Origin of the sequence: Empedobacter falsenii (assembly GCF_019308355.1) — a bacterium.
Taxonomy (GTDB): domain Bacteria; phylum Bacteroidota; class Bacteroidia; order Flavobacteriales; family Weeksellaceae; genus Empedobacter; species Empedobacter falsenii_B.
Genome location: NZ_JAAGKM010000005.1, coordinates 21569 through 35863, shown reverse-complemented (window position 1 = coordinate 35863; position 14295 = coordinate 21569). Strand labels below are relative to the sequence as shown.

Genomic DNA, 14295 nt, shown 5'->3' with positions numbered 1-14295 from the left:
ACGGATTTTTTTTTATTGTGTTAAAACATGAAAAGCTTCTTCCAAGTTTTTATATTGTCCTTTAAATTCTTCTATCGCTTGATCGGCTACAATTTTTCCTTTATTCAAGAGGATTACACGCGAACAAAGCGCTTCTACTTCTTGCATAATATGTGTCGAAAGTATCACCGTTTTTTCTTTTCCAATTTCTTTAATTACCTCTCTAATTTCAATAATTTGATTTGGATCCAAACCATTTGTAGGCTCATCTAAAATTAAAATTTCTGGGCTAGAAATAATCGCTTGCGCCAATCCAACACGCTGTTTATATCCTTTAGATAATTGATGAATTTTCTTATGTTTTTCTGGTGATAAACCTACTTTTTCAATGACTTCATCAATTTTTGATTTAGGCACATTTCGAATATTTGTTACAAATTCCAAATACTCTCTTACATACATATCCATGTACAATGGATTATTTTCTTGCAAAAATCCAATCAACTTTTTCGATTCAATTGGTTGCGTCGAAACATTAAAATCATTCACAGAAATTTCACCAGAATCTGCATTTATTGCATTGGTAATACTTTTCATCAATGTCGATTTTCCTGCTCCATTTGGTCCAAGTAAACCAACAACTTCGCCATTATTTATAGAAAACGAAACTTTGTCTAAAGCCATCTGTTCACCGTATTTTTTTACTAAATCTGTAATGATTATTCCCATTTGATGAAAAATTTTCGATAAAATTAGCAAAAAAGATTTGGATAACTGAAAAATTATTTTTTAGATTTGTAGAACAATTAGAAAAACGAAATGGCAACATTCAATTATTTTAACGCATTCTTTTTTTACTTTTTTGGATATTATCCAGGAGAGCAGGGACTGCGTTGTCAAAATTGATTGTTAACATTCATAATAAGATAATATAAAGTCCCGCAATTTGTGGGACTTTTTTTGTGGAAAAAAATGAAAGAAAGAGTTGCAATACAAGGTTACATTGGTTCATATCATCACGAAGCTGCCAATAATTATTTAGGAAATGACATCGAAATTGTAGAATGCGACACATTCAAAACTTTAGCAAAGTCGCTTGCAAAGGGAAAAGTTGAAAAAGCAATCATGGCAATTGAAAACACAATTGCTGGGGCAATTTTACCAAACTATGCATTGCTAACGAAATATAATTTGAAAGTTGTTGGAGAAATTTATTTATCAATTCAACATCAATTGATGGTAAAAAAAGGACAAACTTTAGATGATATAAAAGAAGTTCGTTCGCACCAAATGGCATTGTTACAATGTGATAAGTTCCTTGAAAAACATCCAACATGGCGCGTTGTAAATGATATCGACACTGCATTAACAGCCAAAGATATTATTGAGCAAGATTTGAATGATGTTGCTGCAATTGCCTCAAGAAAAGCGGCAGAAGTATATGGATTAGACATTTTAGCTTCAAGTATTCAGACGTTTCAAGATAATTTTACTCGCTTTTTTGTATTGCAACGCGAGCACAACGATTACGAAGATTTCAATAAAGTTTCGATGCGTTTTTCTGTTCCACATAAAGCTGGTGCTTTAGTAGATGTATTAAATCAAATTGCAGAATGTGGAATAAATATGGACAAAATACAATCTGTTCCGATTATTGAAAAACCTTGGGAATACTCTTTCCATATTGACATTACGTTCGAGCAAAAAGAACAATATTATGAATTGCTTGGAAAAATTGCAAGAAAGTTAACGGATTTAGAAATATTAGGCGAATATAAACTGGGGAAAAAATGATAGCAGAAGCCCAACGATTACAAAGTGTTCAAGAATATTATTTCTCGAAAAAATTACAAGAAATAGCGAACATGAAAACCGACATTCCAATCATTTCATTAGGAATTGGAAGTCCAGATTTACAACCTCATCCAGATGTGATCGAGGAATTAATCAAAAGTTCACGAAACGGAATCAATGGCTATCAAAGTTATCGCGGAATTCCAGAAATGCGCGAAGCAATGGCAAGTTTTTACAAAAACAAATTTGATGTAGACGCCAATCCTTCAACAGAAATTTTGCCACTTATGGGCTCTAAAGAAGGAATTATGCACATTTCGATGGCATTTTTGAATGAAGGTGATAAAGTTTTAATTCCAAATCCTGGATATCCAACTTATTCATCTGTTACAGAATTAGTGCAAGCAGAACCTTTATTCTACGATTTGAAAAATGAAAATGATTGGCTTCCAGATTTTGATCAGTTAGAAAAATTAGCCGAGCAAAAACCAAAAATTATGTGGCTCAATTATCCACATATGCCAACCGGAGCCAAAGCCCCAAAAGACGTTCTTAGAAAATTAGTAGAGTTTGCAACTCGTCACAATATCTTAATCGTAAATGATAATCCGTATAGTTTTATTTTGAACGATGAACCGACAAGCATCTTAGGAATTGAAGGTGCAAAAGATGTTTGTATCGAACTGAATTCATTAAGCAAAACCTTTAACATTGCAGGTTGGCGAGTAGGAATGGTGATTGGAAAAGAAAGTTTTATTAATTCTATTCTAAAAGTAAAGTCAAATATGGATTCGGGAATGAATTTTGCGATACAAAAAGCCGCGACAAAAGCTCTTTTAGTTGATGATTCTTGGTACGATGAATTAACAAAAATTTACGCAGAAAGACGAAGAATCATTTGGGAAATCGCTGATATTTTAAATGTAAAATATAATCCCAATGCAACAGGAATGTTTATTTGGGCGAAGCTTCCAGAAGGAAAAGATGATAAAAAATTTATTGATGAAATTTTATACAATAAAAAAGTATTTATTACACCAGGAAGTATTTTCGGAAGCAATGGTGAAGGATTTATAAGATTTTCACTTTGCGCACCTGTCGAGAAGTTGATTGAAGTAAAGAGAAGATTAGAAGCATGAAAATAATTTCAGTAATCGGTTTAGGATTAATCGGAGGTTCTTTTGCTTTAGCATTAAAAAAAGTTGGTGTTGCCGAAAAAATAATCGGTGTTGATCAAAATATTGAACATCAAATTCAAGCTTTAGAATTAGGAATTGTGGATGAAATCGCTCCTTTGAATGAAGCACTTTCTCAATCAGATTTAGTAGTGATTGCGGTTCCAATTAATTCAATTCAAAAAGTTTTACCAGAGATTTTAGATCAAATTAATGATAAAACGATTGTTATGGATATGGGATCAACAAAAGCTGGAATTTGTAAAAAAGTTGCAAATCATCCCAAAAGAAAACAATTTGTTGCCACACATCCAATCGCAGGAACGGAAAATTCTGGACCAAAAGCTGCTTTTCCTGAGTTGTTTTTAAACAAAGTTGCGATTTTGTGTGATGTTGAAGAAAGCGAAAAAGAAGCAGTAAAAAAAGTAAGAAAAATTTATCAATCGCTCTGGATGAATGTTAAAACAATGACTTCGGAAGCGCATGATGCGCACATTGCGTACGTTTCTCATCTTTCGCACATTACTTCTTTCGCCTTAGGACAAACAGTTTTGGAAGAAGAAAAGAATGAAGATGCAATTTTTGACATGGCTGGATCTGGTTTCGAATCTACGGTTCGTTTAGCAAAAAGTTCTCCTGATATGTGGACACCAATTTTGATTCAGAATCGAGAAAATTTACTCAATGCTATTGATGCTTATCAAACACAAATTTCGAAAATCAGAAAAATGATCGAAGAAAAAGACGCCGAAGATATTCATCAATATTTAAAAAACACAAACGACATACGTCGAATATTAAATAAATAATTACTCTCAAATAAAATAAATATTAAATCTTAAATTTGTAAATGTTATGGAAAACAATAACTGGATAAAAGAATACGATAAACCAATGATCATCGCTGGACCTTGTAGTGCAGAAAGTGAAAAACAAATGATGACAATCGCTGAAGATTTGGACAAAGATTATGTGCAAGTTTTCCGTGCGGGAATTTGGAAGCCTCGTACTAAACCAAATTGTTTCGAAGGAGTTGGTGCAATCGGATTAAACTGGTTGAAAAAAGTAAAAGACGAATTCGGAATGAAAATCGCAACTGAAATCGCCAATGCAAATCACGCAAAATTAGCGTTAGAATATGATGTTGACGTTTTATGGATTGGTGCTCGTTCTACGGTAAACCCTTTTACAGTACAAGAAATTGCTGAAGCTTTACGTGATACAGACAAAACAGTTTTGGTTAAAAACCCTGTAAATCCAGATTTAGATTTATGGATTGGTGCTTTGGAACGTTTAGAAGGTCAAGGAATCAAAAATTTAGGTGCTATTCACCGTGGTTTCTCAACATACAAAAAGACAAAATACCGTAACAATCCGCAATGGCAAATTGCGTTAGATTTCAAAAACAAATTGCCAAACGTGCCAATTATTTGTGATCCATCACATATTTGCGGAAACAGAACAGGATTGTTCGATGTTGCGCAACAAGCCTTCAATTTCGAATACAATGGATTGATGATCGAAACGCATAACAATCCTGATGAAGCTTGGTCTGATGCAGCTCAACAAGTAACACCAGCTCGTTTATTAGAAATCTTAAAAGATTTAGAAATTCGTGTTTCTGATGATCCAGATGCAATTTACAAAACTGGAATTCAGAATTTACGTCATCAAATTGATGAATTAGATAACTCTATTTTAGATGCAATTGCTCAACGTATGAAAGTTGCAAACTCTATCGGAGAATTGAAAAAAGAACATAATGTGGCAGTTTTTCAGCCAGATCGTTGGAAACAAATCAAAGATAATTCTGTAAAAGCAGGAGTTTCTTTAGGTTTATCTGAAGATTTTGTTGACAAATTATTGCAAGCAATTCACCAAGAATCTGTTGCGCAACAAAACCAAATTATGGTAAAAAAAGAAGAAAAAATTTAAACAATATTGAAAGGAATTGTCATAAAATCTACTGGTAGTTGGTATCATCTTTTAACCGAAGATGGTGCAACCTATCAGGCAAGAATTAGGGGAAAATTTAGAATAGCCAATATCAAACATACCAATCCAATTGCTGTTGGAGATGAGGTTGAGTTTGAGATTGATAAAGATGATATTGCAGTCATTACAAAAATTCATGATCGCAGAAATTACATCATTCGAAAATCTGTTAATCTATCCAAAAAAACGCACATTATTGCCTCTAATATTGATGTTGCTTTTTTGGTTGTAACGCTTTCTAATCCCAAAACTTCGTTTGGTTTTATTGACCGTTTTTTGATTACTGCCGAAGCTTATCATATTCCTGTTGTAATTTTATTCAACAAGATGGATTCGTACACGGAAGATGAAATGGTTGAGTTAGAAATTTATAAATCAATTTACAATTCTATCGGTTACGAAAGTCTTGATATTTCTGCTGAAACTGGTCTAAATTTAGATCTTGTAAAAAATCGAATGAAAGATAAAGTAAGTTTGGTTTCGGGACATTCTGGTGTTGGAAAATCAACGTTGTTGAATACTTTAAACCCTGATTTGAACCTAAAAACGCACGAAGTTTCTGATTTTAATAGCAAAGGACAACATACCACAACTTTTGCACAGATGTACGAATGGCCTTTTGGAGGTTTCATTATTGATACGCCTGGAATTAAAGAATTTGGTTTGGTTCACATCGATAAAACCGAATTACAAGGTTATTTTCCTGAAATTTTAGAATTGAAAAACAATTGTAAATTTGATAATTGTATTCATGTTAACGAGCCAAAATGTGCTGTGCGTGATGCAGTAGAAAATGGAGAAATCCCAGTTTCTCGCTACGAAAATTATCTCACTTTTTTAGAAGAAGATATTTATACCGAAAAATAATTAAAAGCCATTTCTTTCGAAATGGCTTTTTTATTTTTTCAAATTACGGTTTCACGTAAAAATAATTCAACTTCTCATTTTATTTTTGTTAAAATTAATTGAATGAGCAATTTATCCGTACAAATCGCTTTAGATTTTGTGGAATGTACAAAGGAACAAAAAGAAAGATTTTTATTGCATTTAGAAGATTTAAATTGGAAACCATTAAATCCAAATAAATTGTGGACTGCTGAATTCGATAATTCTAAAAACAAAGAAAATAAACTAAAAAATATAGAACAAGAACTAATTAATGCAAAACAAATATCGAAGCTCTATGAGCTAGATTATGTGATAATTGCAGATGAGGAAATCTATTTTAACCAACTAACTTAAACCTATAGCGATTGCTTTCTAAACTTAAATTACAACAAGCGTTATAACACATCTAAAAGATGAGTTGTAACGCTTTTTTATTTGTTAATAATTTCTTAAATTTCAATCAATTTAATACCGATTAAAACAATATTTATGCGAGTGATTTTACAGCGTGTGCAACATGCTTCTGTAATGGTGGATGGAGAAATAACTGGAAAAATAGAAAGTGGAATTTTGACCTTGGTTGGCTTTGAACCTGATGATACGAAGGAAGATTTTGAATGGATTTCGAAAAAAATAATTCAACTTCGAGTTTTCAATGATGAAAATGATGTGATGAATTTAGATGTGCAACAAACAAATGGAGATATTTTGGTTGTTTCTCAATTTACGTTACATGCCTCTACGAAAAAAGGAAATCGTCCGTCATATATCAAAGCGTCAAAACCAGCTGTTGCAAACGAACAATATGAAACATTTTTGAACGTTTTAGAATCAAATTTCAAACCTGTACAAAGAGGAATTTTTGGTGCAGATATGAAAGTAGAATTATTGAATGATGGTCCTGTAACCATTTTTATCGATTCAAAAAATAAAGAATAACTTGATTAATAGATATTGAATGAAACAAACTCTACTTTTTTCAACTTTTTTGATTAGTTCATTTTCTTTTGCTCAAAACTATGCGGTCGATCAAATTCCATCCGATTTGATAAAAGATGCTTACGCTATTGTACGAAAAAATGAAGAAAAAATAGAACTTCTCAAAGTTGATGAATTAAAATATACGGAAGACGTTGTCGTAACGGTTTTGAGTAAAGCGGGCGATAATTATGTTGGTGCGCAAGCGAATTATGATGCAAATACAAAAATTGACTTATTCGAGGCAACTTTGTATGATGCAAATGGAAAAGAAATTAAAAAATTCAAGACCAAAGATTTTGGTGACCAAAGTTATGTAACAGGTGGACAAATGTACACGGATGATCGCATAAAATATTTGAATTATACTCCAACAAATTATCCTTACACGATACATTATAAAATTGTTACAACGAACAAAAATACACTTTGGATTCCGCGTTGGTCACCTATACGAGCAGCGAATTTATCAATCGAAAAATCGTCTTATCAATTTGTAAATAAAACATCTTCAACTATTCGATTGAAAGAAGATAATTTTAAAGGTTTTGACATTGCAAAAACAGGAGATAACAATAATTTGAGCTATTCATTAAACAATGTTTTGGCATTTAATGAAGAAGATCAAATGGTTGGAAGTCAAAAAATATTTCCTCGCGCTATTTTAGCTTCAAATCAAATTAATATCGATGGTGTTAAAGGAAATTTTGACAATTGGAATGATTACGGAAAATGGACTTTTGATAATTTAATTCGTTCAAAATTAGATTTTACTCCATCTCAAAAATTAACTTTTCAAAATATGGTCAAAGATGCAAAATCGGACGAAGAAAAAGTTCAGATTTTGTACAAACATTTGCAAAATAAAGTTCGATATATTGGCGTACAACTGGGAATTGGAGGACTTTCGCCTTTTCCAAATTCTTATGTTGAGAGCAAAAGTTATGGCGATTGCAAAGCCTTATCTAATTATATGATTGGAATGTTAGATGCAGTGAATATCAAATCGTATCACACCATATTATTTGCTGGAAATCCAATTGATATTGATGAACAAATGATGTATCAACAAGGAAATCACATGATTGTTTATATACCTCTAAATGGAAAAGATATTTGGTTAGAAGCAACAAGTCAAACAGCTCCTTATAATTATTTAGGTGATTTTGCAGGAAATAGAAAAGTATTAATTGTTGATGAAAAAGGCGGAAAAATTATTCCTTCGCAACAATTCAAAACAGAAGATAATCAATTATTCGTCAATGGAAATGCAACACTTTTAGCAGATGGAACATTAAATTTTGATTTTTCTGAAACTTCCAAAGGTTTGATTTATGAGAATTTTGCAAGATTTAATCAATTAAGCGAAAAAGATCTTGATGTTCGTTTAAAAAATCGATTTTCTTACTTACAAGGAATATCATTCAAAAAGAAAGAATTTAATAATGATTGGAAAAATGCTGTTTTTACTTCAAATTTCGAGTTTTCAGCACCAAATTATGCTAAAATTCAAGGAAATAACATCATTCTGAATATTATTCCAGTGAATAAAGAAGAGACTTCTGTCAAAAAAATGAAAGATAGAAAGTTTGATTTCAACATCGAGACAGGATATGTTGACGAAGTTTCGTATACATTGACACTTCCTTCTGGTTATAAATTACCACAAAAATTTGATGCTATAACCGTGAAATCTGCTTTTGGAGAATATCAATTAGAAATCAATCCGAAAGAAAATAATGCATTCGAAATAAAACGTATTTACAAACAATTTTCTGGAACTTTTTCGAAAGAAAAATACAACGAATATGTAGAATTTAGAAGACAAATTTCGGGTTACGACAACACAAAACTACTTTTAGAAAAATTATAACACTAATATGAAAACAATATTTACGATTGTTGCGACAGTTGCAACTGTTTCGAGTTTTGCACAAGATGTAAAATTTGGAAAACTATCTAAACAAGATTTCGAGAAAACAAAAAGTACAATTCAAGCTGATGCTCCAGCAGAAGTTTTATATGCTGACGGAAATTATAAAGTTAGTTTTAATACCAATCAAGGCGGTGTTGAGCAAACAAAAAAAGTTTTTTATAGAGTAATTGTTTTTGATAAGGATAAAACACCTGATGATGTTTTAAAAATAGAAATTCCTCTTTACAAAAGCTCAGGATCAGATCAAGATAAATTGATTACTTTAAAAGCGGTTACCTATAACCTTGAAAATGGAAAAATTGTTGAACAAAAAGTTGAGAAAAAAGATATTTTCTTAGATAAAGTCCATCGTTTTATGGATAAACAAACGTTTACATTTCCTAATGTAAAAAATGGATCGATCCTAGAATATACGTACGAAATTATTTCCCCTTTCTATGGAAATACTGATACGTGGTATTTTCAACAATCGATTCCTGTGGTTGCAAGTAATTTCACGATGCAAAATCAAGAACATTTTAATTATCAACAAGATTTGAGAGGTGCATTTGCTCCAAAATTAACAAAAAATTCTAAAGATGATACTTTTTCAACTACTTCTTTTGGAAACAGAGGTGTTTCATCTTTTGGGGGAAATATGGGAAATCAAGGCGCGACATCAAGTAACCACAAATTAAAAATTGACACGCAAACCTATTCATTAACTAATTTACCTTCTTATTCTCGCGAAGCTTATGTACTTAATCCGAGAAATATGTTAGCAAGTATTCAGTTTGAGTTAGCTTCATTTGTGGTTCCAGGAAGAACCTCAGAAAATTTTTCTACAACTTGGGAACGTATTGGTAAAGATTTGATGGATCATGAAGATTTTGGAAGACAATTAAATGGAAATAACTTTTTAGATGAAACAGTAAATACTACAATTGTTGGAAAATCTACAAATATTAAAAAAGCTCAAGCAATTTACAATTATGTAAAAAACAACATGGCTTGGAATGATTATTTAGGTCAATATACAGATAAAGGAATCCGAAAAGCATTTAACGAAAAATCTGGAAATTCAGCGGATATCAATCTTATGTTAACAGCTATGTTGCGTAAAGCCGGATTAGACGCAAATCCAATTGTTTTGAGTACGTTGCAAAATGGTTTAATCAATTATTCGTTTCCTTCACGTAGCAAATTGAATTATGTAATTGTTGGAGCAACAATAGATAATGAATTTTATTTAATGGATGCAACTGATAAAAATGCTCAAATTAATTTATTACCAATTCGAGCAATTAACGATCGTGGATTTATGGTAAATGACAAAGGAATAAAAGAAGTTCCTCTTCGTAATTCGGTTATGACCAATGATAAAATATCAATTACGGCAGATTTAAAAGCAGACGGAACATTAACTGGAATTTTTTCGAATGTTCGCGATAATTATTTTTATATGTTTGATAAAAGTGAAATCGCAGATGATCCAAAAGCGTTCGAAAAAGAATTTGTAGAAGATTATAATTTTGAAATTTCAGAATTTAAAACACAAGATAACAAACAAAATGTAATTCGTCATCAATTCAAATTTGATGATGTAAAAGTAGATGTGGCTGGAAATAAAATATTATTCAATCCATTTTTATTTGTTGCGAATACAAAACATAATTTAAATCTAGATCAACGTAATTACAATATTGAGTTTGGTGCACCAACTACGAATACAAATACAGTTAAAATTAAAATTCCAGAAGGTTACAAAGTCGAATCTTTACCAACTGAAAAGCAATTTACAATGCCCGATCAAGCTGGTGGATATGCATATAAAGTAATTGAAAAAGATGGTTTTATTATCGCTCAAGCCCAAAAAGTTATTCCATACAGTATTTTACCTGCACAATACTATAAACCATTGAAAGAATTTTTAACAAATATTATTAATGCAGAAAGTCAGCAAGTGATTTTGGTAAAACAATAAAAAATATTCTAAACATCGAATAAAGCCAACTCCAAATACGAGTTGGCTTTTTATTTTTGTACCTTTAACTTTTAAAATTTAAAATAAGATGAGCCTTAAACAAGCACAAACAGACGTTGATAATTGGATAAAAGAACATGGTGTTCGTTATTTTAACGAATTAACAAATATGGCACAATTAACTGAAGAGGTAGGAGAAGTTGCACGTATTATTGCGCGTCGTTACGGTGAACAATCGGAGAAAGAATCTGATAAAAACAAAGATCTTGGCGAAGAATTGGCAGATGTTATTTTTGTAGCGCTTTGTTTGGCAAATCAAACAGGTGTTGATTTAGAATCAGCTTTTTACAAAAAATTAGATTATAAAACAAAACGTGACCACGATCGTCATCAAAATAATGATAAATTAAAATAAATATGATTGAAATTTCTGCTCTAAAATCTCCGATAAACAATCAATTAGCCATCACAGGTTCTAAAAGCGAAAGCAATCGTTTGTTGTTATTAAGTCAATTATTTGAGAATGTTTTGACATTAGAAAATGTTTCAAATTCAGAAGATTCTCAATTAATGCAAAAAGCGTTAGCGAACAAAAGTGATTTAGTTGATATTCACCACGCGGGAACTGCCATGCGATTTTTAACGGCTTATTTTTCTATTCAAGATGGACGAAAAATAACGTTGACAGGTTCTGAAAGAATGAAACAACGTCCAATAAAAGTTTTGGTTGATGCCTTGAATGAGCTGGGTGCAGAAATTTCGTATCAAGAAAACGAAGGTTATCCACCTTTATCGATTGTTGGAAAAAAAATAACGAAAGATTCTATTACAATCCCTTCTAACATTAGTTCTCAATATATCTCTGCTTTATGTTTGATTGGAACGAAATTAGAAAATGGATTAACGATTAATTTGGATGGAAAAATTATTTCTATTCCTTATATTCAAATGACAATTCAATTATTGAATAAAGTTGGAATTAATGCAATTTTCGAAGGAAATACAATCAAAATTCCTTTTACTGAAAACATCAAAGCTAAAACTTTACAAGTAGAATCTGATTGGAGTTCAGCTTCATATTATTATAGTTTGATTGCTTTATCGCAGAATTCTGAAATTAAAATCTCAACTTATTTCGAAGATTCTTTACAAGGAGATTCAGCTTTGCAACATATTTATGCAGAAAATTTTGGTGTAATTTCAACTTTTGAAAATGGAGTTTTAACATTGAAAAATGAAGATAATTTCATACCAAAATCTATCATCGAATTAAATTTAATCAATACTCCAGATATTGCACAGACAATTGCTGCAACTTGTGTGGGATTGAAAACAAAATGTCATTTAACTGGTTTAGAAACACTAAAAATCAAGGAAACCGACCGTTTAATCGCACTTAAAAATGAGTTGGAAAAATTTGGAGCAATTATAACAATTACAAACGATTCATTAACGATAGAAGGTTATAATAATTTTGAAAAAACGCCTACTTTAGCAACATATAACGACCACAGAATGGCAATGTGTATGGCGCCTTTGTCGCAAATTTACCCAATTCGAATTGAGAATGAAATGGTCGTAGAAAAATCTTATCCAACATTTTGGGAAGACTGGAAACAATTAGGTTTTGAAATTAAATCGATTTAAAATATAACAAAAAAATCCGCTTAAAAGCGGATTTTTTTAGTTTGTATATACTTCATTTATTCAAAATTCTGCATATTTACCAAATTGGCATAAACACCTTTTTTCTCAATAAGTGAATGATGATTTCCTTGTTCAATAATTTTACCTGCTTCCATTACTACAATTTTATCCGCATTCTGAATTGTTGATAAACGGTGCGCAATAACCAAAGAAGTACGATTTTGCATCATATTATTCAAGGCAACTTGTACCAATTTTTCAGATTTCGTATCCAAAGCAGAAGTTGCTTCATCCAAAACCATAATCGGTGGATTTTTATAAACCGCACGCGCAATACTTAAACGTTGTTTTTGTCCACCAGAAAGCTTGCTACCTCCCTCTCCTACTGACTCTTGATATTTTTCTGGCATTTTTACAATAAACTCTTCCGCATTTGCAATTTGCGCAGCATATTCTACTTTTTCCAAATTTGGAGATTTATCACCTAATGAAATATTATTAAAAATTGTATCATTAAACAAAATAGAATCTTGCGTAACCAAACCAAATAACAAGCGATAATCATTTAATTTTATATGTTTGATATCAATTCCATCAATCAAAATTTGACCTGATTTCACATCCCAAAAACGAGTAATTAAATTCGCCAAAGTCGATTTTCCAGAACCAGATTGCCCAACTAAAGCAACGGTTTCTCCTTTATTAATTGTTAAATTAAAATTCTCGATCACATTATGTTTTCCATAAGCAAATGTGACATTTCTAAACTCAATTTTATCTTCAAACGCATCAATTCCTTTAGCATCTGGAACATCTTTTATCGAAACATCAGCATCCAAAACTTCAAAAATTCTCTTTGCAGAAACTTCTCCTTTTTGTACATCTGATAATGCTTTCGAAAAGCGTTTAATCGGATCTAATAATGTATAAAATGTTGCGATATAAAAAATAAATTGTGATCCTGTTAAACCATTTCCTTCTAACGATAATTTACCACCAAAAAAAACAATTAATCCAATTGTAACAGCACCTAAAAATTCACTTGTTGGTGAAGCCAAAGCACGTTTTTTCATTACTTTTTGAAGATATTTTCGATAACGATTAATCGATTCATCAAAACGACCTTTTACTTGATCTTCTGCGTTAAAAATTTTGATAATCTTAAGCGAAGAAAGTGTCTCGTCTACATAAGTAATAATGTTAGATAATTCGTCTTGCGCATGAGCAGCAGCTTTTTTCAGACTTTTTCCAATCAACGAAATAATTGTTCCCATAATCGGAAAAACCAAAATAGCGAAAATTGTTAATTGATAGCTAACTGTAAATAATACTACAACGAAAACAATAATCATAATTGGCGAACGAACAATCTCTACAATTGAATTTAAGATGTTAGATTCTACTTCGTTTACATCGCTTGAAATACGATTAATCATATCTCCTTTTCGTTTTTCAGTAAAATAAGCAACTGGCAAATCAATAATTTTGTTATGAATATCAACACGTAAATCACGTGTCACACCCGAACGTAAGTCTACCAAACAAGTTTCTGAAAGAAAACTGAAAATATTTCGAAATAAAAATGCAATAATAAATATCACACACGAAATCGCTAACACATAAACTGGTCCTTGAGTTTGAGAAAGCTCATTCATATAATAAGCTGAATAATCTGAAAAAAATTGTTTCAGATTACCCAAATCACCAGAATAAATAGGTTTTGCGATAACTCCAGGTGATTTTTCACCAAACAAAACACTCAAAATTGGCATCATAAAAGCCAATGCAATTACATTGAAAAGTGCATAGAGTAAATTGAATATAATCGCTGTAACAAACGAAGTTCTATATGGTTTTGCGTACGAGAACGCTCTTTTAGTTAAACTCATTGATGTATTTTAGAAAATCAAAACCTTAGTTTTGAAGTTACAAATTTACGT

The 14295-nt window shown here is 31.3% G+C and carries 13 protein-coding genes; 11 read left to right on the top strand and 2 right to left on the bottom strand.

Going from position 1 to position 14295, the window contains the following annotated elements; all coding sequences use genetic code 11:
- Window positions 1-12: 12 nt before the first annotated feature.
- Window positions 13-708 carry an ATP-binding cassette domain-containing protein gene (locus tag G0Q09_RS03790; protein ID WP_219034021.1) on the bottom strand — a complete coding sequence of 232 codons (696 nt, stop codon included), beginning with the start codon at window positions 706-708 and terminating at the stop codon, window positions 13-15.
- Between the two features lie 243 nt (window positions 709-951).
- Between G0Q09_RS03790 and G0Q09_RS03785 the strand changes: the two genes are divergently transcribed.
- From G0Q09_RS03785 to G0Q09_RS03735, 11 genes are all read left to right on the top strand, one after another.
- Window positions 952-1773 carry a prephenate dehydratase gene (locus tag G0Q09_RS03785; protein ID WP_219034020.1) on the top strand — a complete coding sequence of 274 codons (822 nt, stop codon included), beginning with the start codon at window positions 952-954 and terminating at the stop codon, window positions 1771-1773.
- Window positions 1770-2912 carry a pyridoxal phosphate-dependent aminotransferase gene (locus G0Q09_RS03780; RefSeq protein ID WP_219034019.1) on the top strand — a complete coding sequence of 381 codons (1143 nt, stop codon included), beginning with the start codon at window positions 1770-1772 and terminating at the stop codon, window positions 2910-2912. The genes G0Q09_RS03785 and G0Q09_RS03780 overlap by 4 nt, the downstream gene beginning before the upstream one ends.
- Entirely contained in the window at window positions 2909-3757 is an 849-nt protein-coding gene (locus G0Q09_RS03775) for a prephenate dehydrogenase (protein ID WP_219034018.1), read from the top strand. The genes G0Q09_RS03780 and G0Q09_RS03775 overlap by 4 nt, the downstream gene beginning before the upstream one ends.
- A 46-nt stretch (window positions 3758-3803) precedes the next feature.
- Window positions 3804-4883, top strand: a complete 1080-nt coding sequence (locus G0Q09_RS03770; RefSeq protein ID WP_115002148.1) for a bifunctional 3-deoxy-7-phosphoheptulonate synthase/chorismate mutase type II — start codon at window positions 3804-3806, stop codon at window positions 4881-4883.
- A 6-nt stretch (window positions 4884-4889) separates the two neighbouring features.
- Window positions 4890-5810 (top strand): ribosome small subunit-dependent GTPase A, encoded by a 921-nt coding sequence (rsgA, locus tag G0Q09_RS03765; RefSeq protein WP_219034017.1) that lies wholly within the window; start codon window positions 4890-4892, stop codon window positions 5808-5810.
- Window positions 5811-5912: 102 nt separating this feature from the next.
- Window positions 5913-6185 (top strand): hypothetical protein, encoded by a 273-nt coding sequence (locus G0Q09_RS03760; protein ID WP_038333228.1) that lies wholly within the window; start codon window positions 5913-5915, stop codon window positions 6183-6185.
- 135 nt (window positions 6186-6320) lie between these two features.
- Window positions 6321-6770: a D-aminoacyl-tRNA deacylase gene (gene dtd, locus G0Q09_RS03755; RefSeq protein ID WP_038333231.1), complete on the top strand. Its 450-nt coding sequence runs from the start codon at window positions 6321-6323 to the stop codon at window positions 6768-6770.
- A 19-nt stretch (window positions 6771-6789) separates the two neighbouring features.
- Window positions 6790-8682: a DUF3857 domain-containing protein gene (locus tag G0Q09_RS03750; RefSeq protein WP_038333234.1), complete on the top strand. Its 1893-nt coding sequence runs from the start codon at window positions 6790-6792 to the stop codon at window positions 8680-8682.
- Between the two features lie 7 nt (window positions 8683-8689).
- Window positions 8690-10708, top strand: a complete 2019-nt coding sequence (locus tag G0Q09_RS03745; protein WP_219034016.1) for a transglutaminase family protein — start codon at window positions 8690-8692, stop codon at window positions 10706-10708.
- Between the two features lie 88 nt (window positions 10709-10796).
- Window positions 10797-11123 (top strand): nucleotide pyrophosphohydrolase, encoded by a 327-nt coding sequence (locus G0Q09_RS03740; protein ID WP_038333238.1) that lies wholly within the window; start codon window positions 10797-10799, stop codon window positions 11121-11123.
- Window positions 11124-11125: 2 nt separating this feature from the next.
- Window positions 11126-12355 carry a 3-phosphoshikimate 1-carboxyvinyltransferase gene (locus G0Q09_RS03735; RefSeq protein WP_038333240.1) on the top strand — a complete coding sequence of 410 codons (1230 nt, stop codon included), beginning with the start codon at window positions 11126-11128 and terminating at the stop codon, window positions 12353-12355.
- Window positions 12356-12411: 56 nt separating this feature from the next.
- Here the strand turns inward: G0Q09_RS03735 and G0Q09_RS03730 are convergent, their stop codons facing one another.
- Entirely contained in the window at window positions 12412-14244 is a 1833-nt protein-coding gene (locus tag G0Q09_RS03730; RefSeq protein ID WP_180905440.1) for an ABC transporter ATP-binding protein, read from the bottom strand.
- Window positions 14245-14295: the final 51 nt, after the last annotated feature.

What these genes read in the sequence shown, in the direction of transcription:
- G0Q09_RS03790 (WP_219034021.1), bottom strand. Translation starts at nt 708, where the DNA reads ATGGGAATAATCATTACAGATTTAGTAAAAAAATACGGTGAACAGATG.
- G0Q09_RS03785 (WP_219034020.1), top strand. Translation starts at nt 952, where the DNA reads ATGAAAGAAAGAGTTGCAATACAAGGTTACATTGGTTCATATCATCAC.
- G0Q09_RS03780 (WP_219034019.1), top strand. Translation starts at nt 1,770, where the DNA reads ATGATAGCAGAAGCCCAACGATTACAAAGTGTTCAAGAATATTATTTC.
- G0Q09_RS03775 (WP_219034018.1), top strand. Translation starts at nt 2,909, where the DNA reads ATGAAAATAATTTCAGTAATCGGTTTAGGATTAATCGGAGGTTCTTTT.
- G0Q09_RS03770 (WP_115002148.1), top strand. Translation starts at nt 3,804, where the DNA reads ATGGAAAACAATAACTGGATAAAAGAATACGATAAACCAATGATCATC.
- G0Q09_RS03760 (WP_038333228.1), top strand. Translation starts at nt 5,913, where the DNA reads ATGAGCAATTTATCCGTACAAATCGCTTTAGATTTTGTGGAATGTACA.
- dtd (WP_038333231.1), top strand. Translation starts at nt 6,321, where the DNA reads ATGCGAGTGATTTTACAGCGTGTGCAACATGCTTCTGTAATGGTGGAT.
- G0Q09_RS03750 (WP_038333234.1), top strand. Translation starts at nt 6,790, where the DNA reads ATGAAACAAACTCTACTTTTTTCAACTTTTTTGATTAGTTCATTTTCT.
- G0Q09_RS03745 (WP_219034016.1), top strand. Translation starts at nt 8,690, where the DNA reads ATGAAAACAATATTTACGATTGTTGCGACAGTTGCAACTGTTTCGAGT.
- G0Q09_RS03740 (WP_038333238.1), top strand. Translation starts at nt 10,797, where the DNA reads ATGAGCCTTAAACAAGCACAAACAGACGTTGATAATTGGATAAAAGAA.
- G0Q09_RS03735 (WP_038333240.1), top strand. Translation starts at nt 11,126, where the DNA reads ATGATTGAAATTTCTGCTCTAAAATCTCCGATAAACAATCAATTAGCC.
- G0Q09_RS03730 (WP_180905440.1), bottom strand. Translation starts at nt 14,244, where the DNA reads ATGAGTTTAACTAAAAGAGCGTTCTCGTACGCAAAACCATATAGAACT.